Annotated in this window: 20 protein-coding genes; all 20 read left to right on the forward strand. The window is 30.1% G+C overall.

Features of this window, described 5'->3' with window-relative positions; translation table 11 throughout:
• The first annotated feature begins 50 nt into the window (after positions 1-50).
• The 20 genes from CDLVIII_RS06275 (at position 51) to CDLVIII_RS06370 (ending at position 19866) form a co-directional block, all read left to right on the forward strand.
• A complete protein-coding gene (locus CDLVIII_RS06275; protein ID WP_009168593.1) occupies positions 51-476 on the forward strand; it encodes a hypothetical protein in 426 nt (141 codons plus the stop codon).
• A gap of 27 nt (positions 477-503) precedes the next feature.
• On the forward strand, positions 504-929 hold the full coding sequence (locus CDLVIII_RS06280; RefSeq protein ID WP_009168594.1) for a hypothetical protein: 426 nt from the start codon (positions 504-506) through the stop codon (positions 927-929).
• A 610-nt stretch (positions 930-1539) separates the two neighbouring features.
• Positions 1540-1977, forward strand: coding sequence for a DnaJ domain-containing protein (locus CDLVIII_RS06285; protein ID WP_009168595.1), 438 nt, complete (start codon positions 1540-1542; stop codon positions 1975-1977).
• A gap of 54 nt (positions 1978-2031) precedes the next feature.
• Entirely contained in the window at positions 2032-2610 is a 579-nt protein-coding gene (locus CDLVIII_RS06290) for an FHA domain-containing protein (RefSeq protein WP_242835846.1), read from the forward strand.
• A gap of 99 nt (positions 2611-2709) precedes the next feature.
• On the forward strand, positions 2710-3216 hold the full coding sequence (locus CDLVIII_RS06295) for an FHA domain-containing protein (protein ID WP_009168597.1): 507 nt from the start codon (positions 2710-2712) through the stop codon (positions 3214-3216).
• 11 nt (positions 3217-3227) lie between these two features.
• Positions 3228-4085: a protein phosphatase 2C domain-containing protein gene (locus CDLVIII_RS06300; protein ID WP_009168598.1), complete on the forward strand. Its 858-nt coding sequence runs from the start codon at positions 3228-3230 to the stop codon at positions 4083-4085.
• Between the two features lie 45 nt (positions 4086-4130).
• Positions 4131-5981 carry a serine/threonine protein phosphatase gene (locus tag CDLVIII_RS06305; protein ID WP_009168599.1) on the forward strand — a complete coding sequence of 617 codons (1851 nt, stop codon included), beginning with the start codon at positions 4131-4133 and terminating at the stop codon, positions 5979-5981.
• 22 nt (positions 5982-6003) lie between these two features.
• Positions 6004-7284, forward strand: coding sequence for a hypothetical protein (locus CDLVIII_RS06310; protein ID WP_009168600.1), 1281 nt, complete (start codon positions 6004-6006; stop codon positions 7282-7284).
• A complete protein-coding gene (locus CDLVIII_RS06315) occupies positions 7281-7979 on the forward strand; it encodes a hypothetical protein (protein ID WP_009168601.1) in 699 nt (232 codons plus the stop codon). Before CDLVIII_RS06310 ends, CDLVIII_RS06315 begins: the two co-directional genes overlap by 4 nt.
• A 60-nt stretch (positions 7980-8039) precedes the next feature.
• Positions 8040-10670 carry a molecular chaperone gene (locus CDLVIII_RS06320; protein WP_009168602.1) on the forward strand — a complete coding sequence of 877 codons (2631 nt, stop codon included), beginning with the start codon at positions 8040-8042 and terminating at the stop codon, positions 10668-10670.
• A 488-nt stretch (positions 10671-11158) separates the two neighbouring features.
• Positions 11159-11938 carry a hypothetical protein gene (locus CDLVIII_RS06325; protein ID WP_009168603.1) on the forward strand — a complete coding sequence of 260 codons (780 nt, stop codon included), beginning with the start codon at positions 11159-11161 and terminating at the stop codon, positions 11936-11938.
• Between the two features lie 84 nt (positions 11939-12022).
• Positions 12023-12622, forward strand: coding sequence for a hypothetical protein (locus CDLVIII_RS06330; RefSeq protein ID WP_009168604.1), 600 nt, complete (start codon positions 12023-12025; stop codon positions 12620-12622).
• A complete protein-coding gene (locus CDLVIII_RS06335; RefSeq protein ID WP_009168605.1) occupies positions 12622-14046 on the forward strand; it encodes a phage baseplate assembly protein V in 1425 nt (474 codons plus the stop codon). The genes CDLVIII_RS06330 and CDLVIII_RS06335 overlap by 1 nt, the downstream gene beginning before the upstream one ends.
• 23 nt (positions 14047-14069) lie before the next feature.
• Positions 14070-14669, forward strand: a complete 600-nt coding sequence (locus CDLVIII_RS06340; RefSeq protein WP_009168606.1) for a hypothetical protein — start codon at positions 14070-14072, stop codon at positions 14667-14669.
• A gap of 26 nt (positions 14670-14695) precedes the next feature.
• Positions 14696-15229 (forward strand): DUF1629 domain-containing protein, encoded by a 534-nt coding sequence (locus CDLVIII_RS06345; RefSeq protein WP_009168607.1) that lies wholly within the window; start codon positions 14696-14698, stop codon positions 15227-15229.
• A gap of 12 nt (positions 15230-15241) precedes the next feature.
• On the forward strand, positions 15242-15610 hold the full coding sequence (locus tag CDLVIII_RS06350) for a DUF4280 domain-containing protein (protein WP_035301684.1): 369 nt from the start codon (positions 15242-15244) through the stop codon (positions 15608-15610).
• A gap of 30 nt (positions 15611-15640) precedes the next feature.
• Entirely contained in the window at positions 15641-17122 is a 1482-nt protein-coding gene (locus CDLVIII_RS06355; protein WP_009168609.1) for a hypothetical protein, read from the forward strand.
• Positions 17123-17142: 20 nt separating this feature from the next.
• Positions 17143-18681 carry a DUF4474 domain-containing protein gene (locus CDLVIII_RS29165; protein ID WP_009168610.1) on the forward strand — a complete coding sequence of 513 codons (1539 nt, stop codon included), beginning with the start codon at positions 17143-17145 and terminating at the stop codon, positions 18679-18681.
• 22 nt (positions 18682-18703) lie between these two features.
• Positions 18704-19267: a DUF5104 domain-containing protein gene (locus tag CDLVIII_RS06365; RefSeq protein ID WP_009168611.1), complete on the forward strand. Its 564-nt coding sequence runs from the start codon at positions 18704-18706 to the stop codon at positions 19265-19267.
• A 5-nt stretch (positions 19268-19272) separates the two neighbouring features.
• Complete coding sequence (locus CDLVIII_RS06370; RefSeq protein WP_009168612.1) at positions 19273-19866, forward strand: DUF5104 domain-containing protein; 594 nt, start codon at positions 19273-19275, stop codon at positions 19864-19866.
• Positions 19867-19955: the final 89 nt, after the last annotated feature.

A 19955-nucleotide genomic window follows, 5' to 3' on the forward strand; every position in this document is an offset into this window, starting at 1 on the left:
TCTAAAAATCTATTTTAATTATAAATAAAAAAGTAAAGGGAGGACAAAAAATGGGATTTAAAGTAAAAGTTGAGGGCGCAGAAACTATTGATTTAGACATCGAAAGTGTTGAAACTGTAGAATTTAAAACAGATACTCCAGATGATTCTAACGCACGTTCAACAGATTTAGGAACAACATTAGTAATTGCTGGTAAAATTTTAACACCAGTAGGTGGAGAGGCAGCAGATAGCACAATTAAGCTAGCACAATGGTCATTAGTGCCAGCAGAAAAGGCTGATTGTTATAGAAAAATAACTATAGATGTTATTTCAGCTTCTCAAGTAGTAAGACAATTTACTTTACCTAATGCATTCGTAGTTAACTATGAAGAAGAGTATGGTGATACAGAAGGTGTAGGTACATTTAAGTTGTATGCTAAACAAAAGAAGGATAAAATTGCCGGAGTTAAATTTGAAGGCGGCTTTGCTGAGTAAAAATTAAAATAAGGAGGAAACATAAAAATGGGATTTAAAGTAAAAATTGAAGGTGCAGAAACTATAGATCTTAGTATAGAAAGTGTTGAAACTGTAAAACTTACTACAGATACTCCAGAAGATTCAAATGCAAGATCAAAGGATGTAGGAAGTACAATGGTTATTACAGGTAAGATACTAACAGCAGTAGATGGAGATCCATTTGATAGTACAAGTAAAATGGGTATATGGTCATTAGTACCAGCAGAAAAAGCAGACTGCTATAGAAAAGTGACTGTAGAAGTGATTTCAGCAGATCAAGTTATAAGAAAAATAACTTATCCAAATGCATTTGTGGTAGACTACAGAGAAAATTTTGGAGATACTGAAGGAATAGGTACTTTTGAACTTGTTGTAAGACAAAAGAAAGACAAGCTAAGCACAGTTACAGTAGAAGGCGGATACAGCGCTTAGTAATTCCTAGACCTATGTGGGTAATAAGCCGAAATAAGTAACAGATTATGTTCCGGTTTCTCTAAAATTTTGATGGATGATTCTAAGACTAAATGTTGTACCCAAACAGCTTGCTTCAATAGAGGAAACTCGACTTACATTCGTTCGCTGAGTAAGTTCGAGAAACCAAATCAAAGATTTGGACTCTCACTTAAGCTTTGAACAAGCTGTTTAGAACAACTTCTAGTCAAGAACCATTACTATCAAAATTTCAATGAAACACTCCACATAACATGTTACTTAGGCACAATCAAATAAATAATAAGTCCATTTGCCAGCCTATTTTCCATCATCCTACGGCGATAAATTAACCTAATAGCCCGCTATGAGGGCAATTTGCCTTCTTGCCTGATGAAAAATATCCATGGCAACTTTGGACTTGGTATTTATTTTCATGTGCCTTATTTCTGGTATAGATACCCACATAAATTTTCATAAATATTAATACTAAATTTATGTGGCAAATGATTTAAAGAAATGTTATAAGAAATTCCATCGTTAACTATAAATTGTGGAATATTAACTGTAAATTGTTAATTATAAACTTTAAACTGATAAAGTTGGGGGTAAGATGAAAGATTATTATAAGATATTAAATATATCCATGAAAGCAACCAATGATGAGATAAAAAAGGCTTTTAGAAGCTTAGCAAAAAAATACCATCCAGATAGAAATAAAGATGATAAAGATACATTAAGAAAATTTCAAGAAGTAAACGAAGCTTATGAAGTTTTAAGTAATGAAACTTCAAGAAAAAAATATGATGACGAAAGATCAAAATTTAATCGAAAAACCAATAAAGATACAAATAACGAGAATAACAATAATAGTAGAAATGATAAAAAATATCAAGCTAAAGGTGAAAATATAGAGAACTTAAATAAATATTTTGAAAGTTTTTTTGGATTCAATGCAAATACTAATGATATAAATAAAGATAAATTAAAGAATGAAAAAAATCCAATAGATACAAGTAAAATGTTTGAGAGCTTTTTTAATATAAAGTAATATGCCAATATGCAGGCATATGTGGTGCATTAATTATTATATGTACTGAATGGAGTGATTACTTTGAATGAAGAAAATAATCTAAATTATGATAGCAGATTGTTAATGAGTCTGCAGTTAATAAATGTATTTATAGGAGTCATAATTACACTTATATGTGTAGTTGCCTACATTACAATAGAATCAATTTATATAAGAGGAATAATCATAGCAGCAGTAATATGTTTAGGTGCAGCAGGTTTTATTAAACTTCACAAAAGACTTAATAAAGAGGAAATAATTGAGGATAAAAGCAATATAAGCAGAATTGAACTGGTTAATGAGGAAAATGAAATAATAAAAGCTTGGGATATAGGAGAAAAAGTGTCTTTTATTATTGGTAAAAATGGAAGAGATAATAACGTACTTGTAGATTTAAGCTGTTCAATATATTCAGAATTTATTGAAGATAATCATGCAGTTTTAAATTTTGCAGCAGGAAAGTGGTATGTAGAAGATTTGTCAGAAGAAAGTGGGATAAGCATACAAAAGGCTGACGATGAAATAAAATATGGAATTATAAAAGATGCTCCTTGTGAATTAAAAAAAGGAGATGTTTTATTTATTTCCAAAGTAAAATTATTGCTTAAATAAATAATTAAGAAAAGCATATGGCTTTTCTAAAAGATATTAAAAAATCCCGTATAGGGATTTTATCATGAGCTGTATTGATTTGAGAATGGAGTGATAATAATGGGACTTATTAGATGTCCAAATGGACATATGTTTAGTGAAAGGCGTTATGGAAGTATATGTCCATACTGCAATATTGATACTTCAAAAAAAGAAAAACAAGAACCAGTACAAGAACAAATGGATATAGAAACTAATCTTTTATATCAGGAAGTTGACCCAGTATGCGGATGGCTTGTATGCATTCAAGGGACAAGGGTTGGCAAGGACTATAAAGTAAAGAGTGGGAAAAACTTCATAGGCAGAGCAGATGATATGGATATTCAAATAATAGGGGACAACGAAATTGCTGCAAGAAATCATGCAATAATCGTATATGATCCAAAGAAAAAGAACAATGTATTATTGCCAGGAGACTCTTCAGGAATTGCTTATCTAAATGGGGAACCTGCTTATATGCCATCAGAATTATCTGCCTACGATGTAATTGAACTAGGAAAGAGTAAATTTCTGTTTGTACCATTTTGTGGAGAACACTTTGAATGGCAAGATAATGCAAAAGAATAGGTATGAGATAAATGCTAAAGGTTAATTATTATGAAAATTTTAAACTTATTCTTTTACTCTTAGGCATATTAATACTTTTATTAGCAATAAGAAGTCTTTTATTAAAAAAGATATATAGAAGAAATTTAGAAATAGCAAAAGAAGTAAGCATTGGATATGAAGAAATTCAGGAAGATTATGTAGATGCTATAAATACTTCTAATGGAACCGTGGCAGTTTTAGCCGATGGCTTAGGGAAGAATGAAGCAGGAAGAATTTCAAGTCTTACGGCAGTTAAAACAATAATAAAAATGTTTATAGAGGAAGGCAGCAAAGAAAAGTTAACTTATTTCTTTACTAAAGCCTTTAATAAGGCAAATCATGAAATTATAAATAGGGTTGAAAAAGATAAGGGCGGAGCAAGCGTAATAAGTGTAATAATAAATAAAAATTTATTATCCTATGCTTTAGTAGGAGATGCAATGGTTGCAGTCTTTAGAAATAAGGAGCTTGTCAGATTAAGTGAAGGACATTCTATAAGTGAGGTAGCTAAAAAAGAATATTATAATGGCAAACTTCAAAAACAGGAAGCTATATATGCGTTAAATGATAAGAAGCTTTTATATTATGTTGGACAAGAAACCTTTAAAAATATAGAAATTTCTGAGCCGCCAATTGAGCTTTACAAGAACGACATAATTTTACTTATGAGCAGAGGTATATATGAAGGCTTAAGATGGGTAGAATTCGAAGAAATTTTAAGTAACAAAAGGGCAAAGCTAAATGAACTTTGCACAGAAATAATTGAAAGAGTTAAGAATAACGATAAGGACAATTGTAATGGAAGCATTATACTTATGAAATACAACGGAAAAAATAGAAACTGTTAATAAAAAATAAGTTATAACTAATAAAGCTAAGTTAGGGTGAATAAAATGAGGAAGCTAAACTCAAAATTTAATACAAGTTTCATATCAGAAGAAGGAACTTATCTACAAAATAAAGATTATTTTGCTTTTGTTGAATTAGATAATTATGCATGTTATGTAATAGCTGATGGAATAGATAAAGATAAAGAATTAGAAAGTGCAAAAATAGCAGTAACAAATTTTATAAAGAATTTTACAGCAAAACCTACTATGAACAGATTCATTTTAAGGAAATACTTAAAAAATGTAAATGATGAACTTATAAAAAGCAGCAGAAATGTCAGGTTAAAGGCATCAATGACAGTGGTTGTAACTAACTATAGCAAATTAGTTTATTCAGTTATAGGAAATACAAGATTTTATTATTTTAGAGATGGATATCTAAAGCAGAGAAGTAAGGATCAATCTTTAGCACAACAATTAGTAGATGATGAAATGATTCCTCTAGATGCAATGGCAAAGCATACTGAGAGGAATAACCTTTCTGCATATTTAGGAAAAAGTGATTTTAAAAGGCCATATGTGTCAAAGAAAATAAAGCTCTTTGATGGTGATGTGTTTGCACTTTTAACAAAGGGAATATGGGAGAATTGTGATCCTAAAGAAATAGAAGATTCTTTAGAAGGTGCAAAAGAGCCTAAAGAAGTAATTGATAATGTTGAAGATATGATTTTATCAAGACAGGGAAAAGAAATAGAAAACTATACTTTAGCTATGACTTTTGTAGAAAAAGCATATCTAGATCCAAAGAGAAGCAAAAAAATAAAAATAGCAATAATAGTTTCAATACTCTTACTCTTAATCATAGCAATAGGAGTAGGGGCATTTATGATATATAAACATAAGAAAGCTAATGACATTGCCGTAATGAATAAAGATAAACAGGATGCAGAAGAATACATTCAAGAGGACAATATGGAAAAAGCCAATGCATCATATAAGAGTGCTCTAGATATAGCAGAAAAGTACAAGCTTCCTGATGATGAAAAAACTTTAGATGCTGATTATAAATACACAGGAATAATACTTGATGGTGATAAAGCTCTAGATGATAAAAAATATGATGATGCCTTAGATAAATATACCCTGGCCTTAGAAAAGGCAGGAGACTCAGAAGATGCAGCAAGAGATTATATATTAAATAAAATAGATATAGCAAAACAATGCATCAAGATTTCAGACCTATTAACCTTAGCTGATAAACAATTTGATGATGGAGATTTAGATGGCGCTCTTCAAAATTACTTAGATGCTAAAGATTTGGCTTTGGATTCTAATTTAAAAGATGAAAAGAAAGAAGCTATGGATAAAATCCAAAAGATTTATGATCAAAAAGCAGCAGATGCAAAGCAGCAAAAGGCTGATGCAGATAAAGCAGCAGCAGATCAAAAGCAGGCAGATGATGATGCAGCAAAAAAGGCAGCAGATGATAAGAAGGCAGCAGATGATAGTGAGGCTAAAGCCATAGATTTAAGAAAAAATGGAGATTTAAAATATACAGCTGGTGATTATGTAAGTGCAAAAATGTATTATGAATTAGCTAAAGAAGCCTTTGAAACAGCAAAAGATAACAGCTTAGCTGATGAATTAGTAGATAAAATAGCGCTTATGGATAAAAAAATCAGTGAAACTTCAGATAAAAAAAGTGAAGCCGATCAATATAAGGCAGAAGCTGATAAAAAATATGCAGCAGGTGATAATACATCAGCAAAAGTATTATATGGTTTAGCTAAGGATGCTTATACAAGTATAGGAGATACTGATGATGTATCACAAGTAACTGAAAAATTAAAAGCTATAGATCAGGCTTCAGCGGCAGCTTCGGGTTCAAATCAAGCTCAAACTGCAACAAAATAAATAATTAAACGCAGGTGAAAAAATGGATGAGAGAATTTATGAGAAATTAAATGATATAAAGGATTTAAAGGATAGAGTCTTATTAAAAAAAATAATGAGCAGTGTATTTGAAGCTCTGGAAGAACATTCAAAGGATAGACTTAATGCTATAGAAAAAAGAGTATTTAATGAAGTTCCTTATATAAAAGAAAAGTATAATATTTATTCAACAATAGTTAAAAGGGATAAGTTAGATGCAACTGATGATTTCTTATATCCAATGACAGCTGAAGATGTAGAAGAAAAGACTTATGATGTTGCGGAGATTCTAGAGGCACTTGAAAATAATGAAACTAAAAATATTTTTAAGGTTTTTCTTAAATGTGATTATTTAATATTTAAAGAATTTATAGAGAAAGATTTTAATATAAATGGCCGTATAACAACAAACAAGAAAATTTATGAAGCTGATTTTAAAATAATAGAAAACAGACAATATATTAACAAAATAAGCAAGCTATATAAAAGCTTTATAAAGAATAATATTCCTTGGACTACGTTAAATAATCCATATATTTATAAATTTGCAGATGTAGTTTTAACAAGAGTAGAAGGAAATATTACTAAGGATGAAAACATAAGTTCTATTGAAGTTGACTTTGGAGAATATGCTAAATTCATAGAATATGATATGTTGCCACTCTGGAATATAAAAGAACTCAGCTTAAAGTGTGAAGGCTTTCCAGTGCCATGTATAGATAAAGTAAGTCATGAACATGAAATTTCTATTGTAAAGGAAGGAACAAAAAATGGGTACCTAGTAGATGAAGAAAATGATTATTTTAATTATGTTACCTTTACCAAGGAAGCTGTAATAATATGTGCAAATGCAGACAAGCCAGTTGATTGGAGACTTTTATGCGTTGTGGATTCACATAAAAATAAGAATAAGAAATACAAGTACGAGGTTATGACTAATGAAGTAAAAGTAAATTTTACAAATAAATTAGCTTTTGAAAAGCCTTATACAATAAAAACTAAAACGGAACTCGCAAGACTCATAAATTCGTATAAGGTTTCTAAAGATTTAGTGTTTAATGAGGTTAAGCTTATAGAAAATTATCCAGAGGAATCAAAACAGACCTATGAGGTAAATGATTTTATAATAGATGAAATAAGAGAAGAAAATATAAAAAAATTTCTTGTTTTATATTTTGAACCGGTAAACAAAGAAAACTATTTAAACAAGGATATTCTAAGTTTCCTAGTATCAGAAATTCAATTGCTTTATCCAGAATATAAGTGTGAAGGAAGATTAATATGAATTATATTTGGGAGATGCTGTTAAAGGCAGATAAGCAAAACATGAAAAGAGAAGATATAAAGTTTGTACATGCAAAAATGAGTAGTCCTTATATGGAGATTTCTCTTAACGACCTTAATTTAACTTCCCTTCCAGAAGATAATGTAATAGAAGTAAATGAATACTATAGATTTTATGAGATTTTTAAAGATTTATTCAATATTAATATAGAAGAAAACCAAGAACTCAGAGAGGTTCTCTTAGATGTATTGTTACATTATTTAGGAGAATTAGACTTAAAAATGGGATTATGCAAGACAGAATTTTATAAGAAATTCTTGTTTAAGGATATTTTAAATTCAGTATTTGGAGAGAAACTTGCAAAAGATATACTATGCTTTGAAAAAGAAGAATTAGATGTTTTATTAAATGGTTTTATCACTATATACAGAGCTGGAATATCTCTTCAATTATTTAAAGAAGTTTTAAGAAAAATTTTTGTAAATAGTGTGATCTATATAAGTAAGGAAAGACCTAAAAATGTTTATATTTACTTAGATGAATACCAAGAGAAGAAACTTGAAACTAAAATTAATGTTATAGTTGAAACCTTTTTACCTATAAACATGAAGCCGCTGATATTTTGGGACAAGCATTTTGGAATTATAGGATTAGAGAATACCATGAAGATAAATGAAATAGTTATGATTGAGTAATACTTTTGATTTTAGTATTAATTAAAATGCCAGAAAAGCATTTGTAAATGGGAGGACAAGATGAGTTTATATTCATACAAGCTACATAAGGTGAATGAAGAGGAAAATAAAAAGAATAAGTATAAGGAAAAAGACTTAAGACTTATGAATACTTTTCAGCTAAGAGAAATATGTAACAAAGAAAAGCTCGTTAAGAGCATAATAAATCCTCTTGATAAAGAAGAATTAATAAGGCTCATAATGAAGTACAGAGGGGAAAAAGAAAGTAAACTAATAAATAATTACTTAGTTGGTGGAATTGAAAGAATAGAAAGGCTTTTAGAGAGAAGTAAAAAAGAAATAGTTACAAATAATGATATAGACTATCCAGGGAAAATTACACTTTATGAAAATTTAGCCCTCGATATTTATGATAATTATGTTTTAAAGAGTAAGGAAGAAATAGAAGAAGGAAATGTACTTTTAGTTGATAATCACTATAAAATCTGCACTGTATTTAATGTAAAAAAAATAGTGAAAAATAATGAGGAAAAGTATTTCTTAACAAAGGGTGAAACAGTAGAAGCAAAGGAAGCAGAAAGCAGGAACTATAGCCTTTTATTCTTTTCAGAAAAAACTTCAGAGCTTCTTTATGACACCTATGAAGGTGATACTATCGAAGTAGATTATTTAATTAAATTTACAGCTTTACCAATACTACAATTTGAAGTAAAGGAATTGAAAGAGACAAAGATGCCGCTGGCTATTGATTTTGGTACGTCAAATACAACAGCTGGTATTTATATAGATAAAGAAATATTTCCAGGATTAAATGAGAACTTAACCGAAAGTCGTGAATACTCAGATTATGAAGAGGACAAAGTAAAATTTGTAAAAATAATCAATGGAACTAAAAAGGATATGGAAATAACTCCTCTTATACCGAGTATTGTAGGAGTTAAAAATATAAAAGAAGATGAGATAGAATATGCCTTTGGATATGATGCCATTATTGAATCGAGAAGAAGATATATAGATGATGGTATGAGCTTATTTTATGACATAAAAAGATGGATAAGTGATTTTGAAAAAGAAGAAAAAGTAATTGATATAAAAGAAAAAACTACTTTTATAAAAAGAAAAGATATCATAAAAGCTTATTTAAATTACATTATATCTTTAGCACAGCAGAGATTTAAATGTAAATTCAAGAATATTTATATATCCTGTCCATCAAAGCAGAAATATAAATTTCATACTTTATTTAAGGATATCTTAAGCGATTATACAGTTGAAAATGCAAATATATTAGAAGAAAGTGTTGCTGTGCTTTATAACACCATATCTGAATTAATAGAAAAGAAGAAATATGTCCAAGGTGAGTGGTATAAAGCGCTTATTATAGACTGCGGTGGAGGAACTACGGATCTTTCAGGCTGCAGCTTCAGCATAACCAATAGCAGGGTAGCTTATAAGCTGGATATAGAAACCTCCTATAAGAATGGTGATACAGATTTTGGAGGAAATAATTTAACCTTTAGAATTCTTCAGTTTATAAAAATATTAATGGCAAATGCTTTAATAGGTGGAGAAGACGGCATAAAAAAAGCTATAATAGATGAATTTAAAATAGATGTATTCAGATTTGTAGATAAGAACGGAATAAATGAATTATATGAGACCTTAAATGAAGAATATGAAAGAGCAGAAGTTATAATTCCAACAAAATTTCAATTATATGAGACAAGAAGTAAAGAAGATTACTGCAAGGTTAGAAACAATTATTATTTCTTATTTGATTTAGCAGAAGAAGTTAAAAAAATATTCTTTGCAAATCCTGAGCTTTTGGAGGTAAAACTAACACCAAAAGATGAAAAATTAAAGGGCGAAAATATAATTAACTTTGATAAATGGAAACTTTCCTATATGAATAAAGGCAGCCTGCAGGTAGTGAAAGAAGCACCAAGTCTTTCACTTAGCATATATGAGATAACTACCTTAATAAAGGGCGATGTCTATAACATAATAAAGAAATTCTTAGAAAAATTATATGAAAATGATGAGTTATATGACTATTCCCTTATTAAATTAACAGGACAATCCTGTAAGGTAGATATATTTAGAGATGCTTTAAAAGAATTTATACCAGGCAGAATAATTGAAGTTAATAAAAGTAAAAAAGAGACTAAGGAAGAATACGAGTTAAAGCTTGCATGTCTTAAAGGTTCACTAAAATATCTATATGCAAGAAACTTTGGCTATGCAGATATAAATATAGAAAGCAAGACTCCAACCCTTCCATATGTTTTAACAGCCTATACTCATACAGGAGAACAAAAGACTTTAATTAAAGGCAGAGAAATAAATAAAGGCTTCATATCAAGATTTATGGATAGAATTCTTCTTAAATTATATCTAAAGGATAATAATGATAATGTAAAATACGAATACAATTATCAGTTTAATGAAGAAGAATTAGAAAAGACAGATGCAAAGATAATTGGTCAGAGATATTCAAATATAAGCCAGCACGAAACAGATAACATAGAAAATAATGAAGTGAAATTTTTTGTATGGGAAGAAGAAGAACTGTGGGGATTTTATGTACTAGCTATCTTAAGAAAAGAAGAAGAACTATATATAGGAAAAGAAACCTTCTTCTATTTTGAAAATGACAAGTGGGAGAGAAACTTCTTTGATGGACTTAAGTAATTAAGTTCATGACTGAATACCGAAATCTGATACATTGTTCTTCCACAGGACTTATGAAATTTTCGCTGGAAAGTTCTAAATGAGAGCTTGCAACCATTTCTGCATGCTCCTGAAGCAAGTTCGCAACAAATAGAACAAGCTCCAGAGGAAACTCGACTCACGTTCGTTCACTGAGTAAGCGATTCATACCAAATCATAGATTTGGGTTCTCTGCTTAAGAACCTTCATCAGCTCAATTTCAAATGCCTGTTGCAGAAAAATGTATAAGATTTCTGGTTTAGTATGAACTTAATTTTATAGAGTTATAGTTTAGATGATAAATTCGTGTAGGATTATTATATTTATTTTAAGAAATTTTGAGCCATATATATGGCAAAGAATAAGTATTCTGAAGAATATTTATTCTTGAGAATATTAGAATATATATTCTTCAGAATTTGTTTGTGAAATGAAAACTGAGAGGGTTTTGAGGAAAAGGAGGGAGAAAGGTGTTTGAAAATAGATATCCGCTTTTTAATAGTGGACGGCTTTTGAAAATTGAAATGCTTGAGGAGCTTAGGGATTTTCCGAGGGAGTTTTTTGATGCACAGTTTAAGGGATATTCTGAAGGGATAATTTCTGGATGTGATTTAGAGGTTTTTGATAATTACATAAAAATATCAAAAGGAATAATAAAGTACCATGATGTGATTTATATTTTGCAGGAAGATAACGAACTTGAATACACCTGCAATAATAAGCTTACGATTTTAAAAGTAAAATTTCTGCCTGAAATGCAGGATAGCGACTTTAAAATAAACTCTACAGAAATAAGTTTAACAGAAGAATTAAATCTTGAAGAAAATGAAATTGAAATATGCAGATTTAAGTTAAGAAATGGTGCAAAGCTTAGAAGTAATCATACAGACTTTATAGATTTGGGTACGGAATACGATACTGTAAATACAATACATGCACCATATGCAGCTTATGGAGAAAGCAGCTTAAATCCTGAAATCCTAAGAAGATTTGGAAGAGAAATGTTAGAATGCAATTTAAATGAGCCTTGGGATATTTCTTTTGCTATGATGTGTGTTCAAAGTAAAGATGCTATTCAAAAGGAGATAATACAGAGTTATTTAGCTTATAAATTAAGTATTGAGATAGGATATTACAGCAATATAGATCTATATTATTATCTTTCAGACATATTAAAAGGTGCAAAAGATGGTATGGGAAGCCATGGACATAGAGGGAATGGAAGATTTAAGAAGATACTTATTGATTAATATACGATTAACAATTGACAATTAGTAATTAATGAGAAAAGCCTATGGATTTTTTCAGTAAAAGATAAAAGGAGGAGAGGATATATGGCAGAATGGGTTGACGAAAAAATTTTGGATTTCATAAATGCAGTGGAAGCCAAAGAAGCAAGAAAAGATATTAAAGATAAGCCAATTAAAATTGGAAATAGGTATTATGAATTTGAAGAAACAGACTTTTTTGAAGGAAAGCTAAAGATGTATATCCCAAAGGATTTTGAGGACATGCCAGATGAAGCAAGAAAACTAAATTATCCACAAGAAGATGAACCTGACATAATAAAATGCGATGAAAAGGGAGATACTCGTATAACTTTTAAAATTATTGATAAACCCTTAGATGAAGGAAGTGTTGAGAAAGTAAAAGATAAAATAAAAGATGGAGCGAAGAATTCTAATCCTATAAATGTCTTTTATGAAGATGGTGTAATAGAAGTTGATTCTAAAAATATAGGCTTTTTTGAATTTAAAAGCTATACGATAGATGAGCCTATATGCAGTTTAGTGTTTCTTCTTGAATTTGAAGGTAAAGCACTAATAGGGACATTTATGTGTCCATATGCTGGATACGGAGAATGGAGAGACATTGCTTTTCAATTTATTAAAACTATAAAAGTAATAAAAGAAGATAAAGGAGAGGAAAATTAATGAGTGAAGAATATGTATATGGTCAAGGGGATATTATAGTTGAACCTTATAAATTTCAAAAGTTAACAAAGCTTAAAATAATTAATGAATTAAATGAACACTCAAAGCTTTGGCTTAGCGGAATTATAAGTGATGAAAATACAGATAAATATGTTGAAAATGCAGAAGCAGAGGAAACTATTAATGTGTCACTAAAGGATGATGATGGAAATACAACAGTTTTATTTAATGGATATGTAACTAAGATCGGCATAAAAGCTCAAAATGACGTAAGAACCTTAGAGGTGGAAGCGTTAAGTAAGACTTTTTTAATGGACGTAAGAAAAGTCAGCGGTTCATATCAAGATACCAAGCTTACTTATGGTGAGATTTTTAAGAAGAAAAATGCCAGCTATGGTGATTTAGTAATGGTAGATAACATCACTAATGGAACTAAAATAGATGGACTAATAGTTCAATATAAGGAAACAGATTGGGAATTCTTAAAGAGAATAGCATCTTATTTCAATGTTGCACTAGTGCCAGAATGCAGAATGACAGGAATAAAATATTCCATAGGCGGAGCAGGAGAAAGTGTAGTTTATGATATTGACGAATTTAACTATTCCATAGAAAAAGGCTTGCAGGAATATAATAAGAAAACAGCTAATGAAGCTTATGAAATAAATGATTTAAACTTAGTAAGTTATGAAATAACAACTAATAAGTTAATGAAGTTATATAACAAAGTTAATTTTAAAGGTAGAACACTTTTAGTATATAGAGATGAAACAGAGCTTGAAGGTGGAGTAATCACTAGTAAATACATATTAAGAGATGAAGATGGAATGAAGGTAAATAGAGTATATAACGACAAAATGGTAGGTCTATCACTTCAAGGAAGAGTTTTAGATACTCAAAAGGATAAGGTTAAAGTTTCACTAGAAATAGATGGAAGTCCAACAGATAAAAATTCTGCACGATGGTTTGAATTTTCAACTATATTTTCACAGCCAGATGGTACAGGCTGGTATTGCATGCCTGAAATTGAAGATGTAGTTAGATTATATTTCCCGGACAATGAAGAAAAACATGCGTATGTAATAAGCTCAATGCATTATGACGGAATTGATGATAGTAAACGAAGCGATCCATCTGTAAAGAGCATAAGCACAAAGTATGGAAAAGAAATTGTTATGAGTCCAGGTTCCGTTGAAATAATAGGAAATGGAAGTCTTCTTATGAGAATGACTGATGACGGTGGCATAGAAGTAAATAGTAATAAAAAAATAGTACTAGATGCTAAAGATGACATAGAAATAAATGGCGGAGCTAAGGTGGAAATTAAAGGGCATAAAGGAATTAAGCTGACTCAGGCAGGCGCAAGTATGCTAATAAAAGATGATATAACAATGAGTGGAGGAAAGGTGAACGTTCAAGAGTAAAAAACTTCACAGGTGCTAAAGAGATGATAATAAGAGTTGATAAAGATAAAGTATTAAAAGAATTTCAGGAGAAATATGTAGAGAATAGATATAAGGAAGAATTAAAAAATATTCTGGAAAATTATAATGAGCATAAAGACAGTATAAAAGAAGAGCTAACTTCAAAATTTGATTCTGTATGTAAAGAAGCCATTTTATTTCAAGAAAAAGATTTAAAAGGAGAAATAAAGTATATTTATTTTTCAATGCTTAGAACCAACCTTCTTGAAAATAAAGCAGAATGGAGAATCGATTTATATGATGAAAAGTGGTTTTTAGATAAAGAAGAATGTTCAATAAATATAGATTTAAACTTCATTTATGAACCTCTTTTTGAACATATGAAAGAGCTTTCAGAAAAGAAAAAAGAATACTTAAGAACCATTAAGGAAAAGGATATAGAAGATATAAAGCTTAAAGAAGCAAATAAATATAACAACGTAGCCTTAAACATAATCAGAGGAATACTTAAAAGCTTTTTAGAATGCGCTTCATATAGAGAAATGAAAAAGAAAGAAGATATAGTCATTATGGCAGGTGAATATATGGATGCTGGAATTCAAATAAATGCTAAAAAATCATAACTGAATTTTATCAGAAAGGAAAAAACATGGATTATTTTTTATTAAAGCAGGATGAAGAATATACAAATGCACCAGTGCTAATAGATGTGTTTAGTAAATTAGATGTTAGAAATATAAATTTATTAAATGCTCATAAGATTGATGATATTCTTATATTTAATGTTAAATGTCATGAGGAAACAGAGTTTTTAGACATTTTAGATAGAAACTTATTCCTGATCTCAGAAGAAATGAAGAAAATAATTGAAAAGTATGATCCGGGAATTCTGTTTAAAACTGTTCCGCTTATAGATTTGCAGTATAAGAAACAAGGCAACTATTATATGCCAATATTTGAAGAGCTAGAATGCTTGAGTGAAAAAGCAGAATTAAATTTAAATAAGACGATAGTAAAAAAAGTTATATTAGACAAAGAAAAAATTAAGAATAAGAAGATTTTTAAAATAAAGGAAAGTGAAAAAACTCTTGTAGTAGTAAGATTAGAGGTTGCAGAAAGTCTGCTTAGAAGAGAATTTAAGGGAATGAGTCTAAAAAGATTAGAAGTTTATGATAATGCATAATGAAAATAGGAGATGATAAAGTTGGAAATTGGTACAGCCTATGTAGTCAGAGGAGCACAGATGATATGTAATAAAGGAAATGAGATAAAAAGAATAAATCTGCCTGTAAGTCATGGAGCTTATTCAAATGGAAATCCAATAATGAATGAAAATGATAATATAATAGGTTCAAATATAGGAACTTTTGGAATATGCAGAGGAAGCTGCCCTTCAAATGGCAGCGATGAAAGAACAAAAAAGTGTCAGATTATGATATTAAACAAGTGGATGAACTCTAAGGAAGATACCTTAATTGAAGGAGCAGGAGCATTAACTACAGCTTCAGTTTTAATATGTGCCTATGGAGGAGTAATAGGATTCATTACAGATGGTCAGGAGTAAAAACTTAAGAGATTAAAGGGAGGTAAATAGATGGGAGAGATTCATAAACTAAGGGTAAAGTCACCATATAAGTTAATGAAAATAGTAGATATAAAAATCGAGAATAAGCCTAATGAACATGGTTATCTATACTTAAAATGTTTAATAGATGAAAGTATAAATTTTGATTCTGCTATAAAAGCTTCCACAGAAGATGAAATATGTGTTTATGAGGAAACAGAAAATACAAAGGATGAAGAAACCGTTGATATAAACGAAGTTGATGAAAATAACAGCACAAGATTATTTTATGGAATAGTTAAAAGTGTTAAAACAACAAATGTAAATTCTGTTTATTATTTAGAAATTCAAGCCTTAACTTCAAGCTCAAAACTAGACATAAAGAAAAATAGCAGATCCTTTCAAAATGTTAATATGACCTATGATGCTGTTATAGGAAAAATATTAGAAGATTACTCAGGTTTCTCCTTCAGTCAGAATGTAGGAAATGGAGAAAAAATTAATAAGCCATTATTTCAATATAAAGAAACAGACTGGGAGTTTTTAAAGAGAATTGTCAGTGAATTAAATTCAGAACTATACTGTAATATAATAAATTTAAACTGCATGTTTAATTTTGGAATTGTCAATAATCAAAGCTATGAATTAGACGATAATATAGATTATGATGTCTATAAAGATATTAAGGGATTTCATGAAGCAGGAGGATATGATGCAGGCTATGATGATACAGATTTCTTTTATTATGAAATAGAGAAAAAAGATATTTTTGAAATAGGCTCAAAAATTAATTATAAGCAAAAGGATTTATATGTCAGAGAATATGAAGCCTATAGAGATAAAGAAGAAATCTTTTATAAGTACAAGCTATGCAGAAAAGATGGAGTTTGGCAAAGGATAATTTACAATAAACTCCTAAAAGGAGCAACTTTAGAAGGTAAAGTCATTGCAACACAAAAGGAGCAGGTAAAGCTTAATTTAAACATAGATGAAAATCAAGATAAAGGTACAGCCTACTGGTTTGATTATGCCCCACCTTCAGTAAACATAATGTATTCAATGCCATTAGTTGGAGAAAGTGCAAGGCTTTATTTCCCAAATGAAGAGACTGAAAATCCAATAGTTACAGGCTGCGTAAGGAAAAATGGAGATAGCTGCAAACAAACAGCAGATCCAGAAAATAAATACTTTCAGACTGAAAGGGGAAATGAAATAGCAATGCTTCCAGAAGAATTGAGTATAAAGGCTGGAAATAGAAAAAATATGAGCATAAGCTTTGATGACAAAAAAGGAGTTCATATTAAAAGTCCAAAGAAACTAAGCTTAAATGCAGACGGAGAAATAACAATCAAAACACAAAAAAGAGTAAAAATAAAAGCTCAAAGTCAGATATTGCTGATGAAAAGAAATAACTCACATAAAGTTTCAATAGAAGGTGATTTCTATATCAAAGGAAATAATGTAATAATGGACGGAAGCAGTAGAGAAACTTATGTTTCTCTTGAAGAATGAGGGGAGGATAGATAATATATATGAGCGAATGGGTAAAAGACAATGGAAGCTATTATTATTACTATTCTGATGGTACAATGGCTACAGGGTGGCAGGAACTAGATGGTTACTGGTACTATTTTTATGATGATGGATCGATGACCTGGAGCAACGAAGTTGATGGATATTATCTAGGTCCTGATGGGCGAATGGTAACAAGTGAAGGATGGGTAAATACTAAAGAGGACAATAGCGGTACCTGGTATTATGTAGGAGGCTCTAATGGAGAAGTGGTCAAGGGGTGGAATAGGATAGACGGTGATTTCTACTATTTCAATTATCCTGGTGGATCTATGACATGGGATAATACAATTGATGGATTTTATTTAGATAATAGTGGTAAAATGGTCAGTGGTACAGGCTGGCTGCAAGATGGAATCACTAAAGATTGGTATTATTTTTCAGATGGAGAAATGCAAAGTAATGATACAGAAGATGGATATCATTTAAATTCTAGTGGAAAAATGGTTACAGGAACAGGATGGGATCCTGTAGATAGCTGGTGGTATTATCTTGATGACACTGGAAAGGTTGTAACAGGTTGGCTTTATGATCAAGGCAATTGGTATTATTTGTATCCACAAGGATCTATGGCAGAGGGATGGATTCAAGTTAATGGTGAGTGGTATTATTTAAATTCTAGTGGCGAAATGGAAACAGGATGGGTACAAGACAATGGTAATTGGTATTATTTAAATTCTAGTGGTGAAATGGAAACAGGATGGATAAAAGATGCTGGAAGCTGGTACTATTTGAATGATGATGGTTCCATGGCAAAGGATACCACAATCGATAGATATTATTTAGATGCAACTGGCAAATGGATACCTAATTTTGTTCCAGAAAATCTAAGTTCTACTCAGAAAGATGCAAAGGAACTTTTGGATAACCAGACAGCTGTATCATTAACTCAATCTGATGAAACAAAAGATGCTTTTGCAGCAATGAATTTTGAAAAGGATGAAAATGGAGTTTATCACGCTAGTCAACCAGATTGTTGGCAATACATAGGAGGCTATTGTGATTTTTATGATTACGTATTTAATGCAGCGACAAGTATGAATAAGTTAAAATATCCGTTTAAAGTGGGGGACATAGAGTATATAATTTGGATGTGGAAAGGCGATTATTTAAATTTGGGTGCTGGTGGAGAAGTTGGAATATATGACAATGAACACAGTATACCATCAGTGGACATTGCTGGTATAAATACACCGTCAATCGATAATATTCCAGGGCTATATGAACCTTCAAAGGATAATGTCCTAAATATGACTTTACATGCAAGTATAGATGGTATAACAACTATTTTTGATTGGGATCCAGGAGAACCAAACTGGTGGATTACAGGATGGAATCCCAAATTTCAAAATATAGCTCAAGAAAATATAGTACTTTCAGGTACAATAGATTTTTCTGGTTATGATGATTTATGGGAAGAGTTTTATGATGAATATGAAAAAGATGAGTATTTAACTTTTAATACAGATACACATATTGTAGATTTTGAATGGCAATAAATGTTGAAGGTATGGTGATATTATGAAGAAAAAAAACAAAATATATATTTTAGGTAAGCTCATGTTGATAATAACAATGATTTTAGGATTAACTTCATGTTCTTTGCCAATACCGCCACAATTTATGTACAGTCCTCCCAATGAAGAGCAACAGGTAGAACAACAGGAAAAATTAGTGCTTGATACAATAAATAAAAGAGATGTTTCAGCAATAAAAAGTTTATTTTCCAAAAGTGCTCTTACCCAAATAGATGATATTGATGGGAATCTTAAGGAATTCTTTAATTTTTATTCTGGAGAATATGTTTCCAGCAAATATAGTTGTCCAATAGATGATAATTTTGAAAACGGAAATCATAAAAAATCTTTTTATTTGATTATTTCTATTACCACTGATAAGGACTCGTATGTAATAGCTTGCACTGATGTAATTAGCAGCCCAAAGAATCCGGATGATGTTGGAATTTGCCAACTTAAAATTATACGTGATGCTGACGCTGATTCATCATATGCTTGGCATCATAGTGGCAGTAAGGATGTTCCTGAAGTAAAATGCTTTTATAAAAATGATGAAAAAGAGCAGTAGACAAAGTGAAATTAGAAAGATTTTTATTAAATAAGCTAAAAAGAAAAATATCTGTTTTATGTAAATTTATATTGATTATAACAATTGCTTTAGGATTAACTTCATGCTCTTTGCTAATGCAGCCACCATTTATGTATAGTCCACCTGATGAAAAGCAGCAAATTGAACAACAAGAAAAATTAGTGCTTGATACAATAAATTCAAGAGATATTTCTGCTATTAAAGGATTATTTTCAAAAAATGCTATTTCTCAAATAGATGATATTGATGGAAAGCTTAAAGAATTTCTTGATTTCTATTCGGGAGAATATGTTTCAAGTAAAGATGGTAGTTCAATAGATGACATATATGAAAATGGAAATCACAAAAAGACTTTTGATTTACTCATTACTATTACTACTGATAAAGATTTGTATTTAATATCCTGTACTGATGTGGTTAGTAATCCAAAGAATTTAGATGATGTAGGAATTAGTCAGCTTGAAATTATACATAAAGCGAGTGCAAATTTATCATCTGCTTGGCACAGTGTAAGTAAGGATGTTCCAGAAATAAAATGTTTTTATGAAAATGATGAAAAGGGACAGCAGACCAAATGAAGTCAGAAAGATTTTTGTTAAGTAAACTAAAAAGAGAAATATTTGTTATATATAAGTTTATGTTGATTATAACAATGGTTTTGGGATTA

The sequence above is a fragment of the Clostridium sp. DL-VIII genome, from assembly GCF_000230835.1.
Classification (GTDB): Bacteria; Bacillota; Clostridia; order Clostridiales; family Clostridiaceae; genus Clostridium.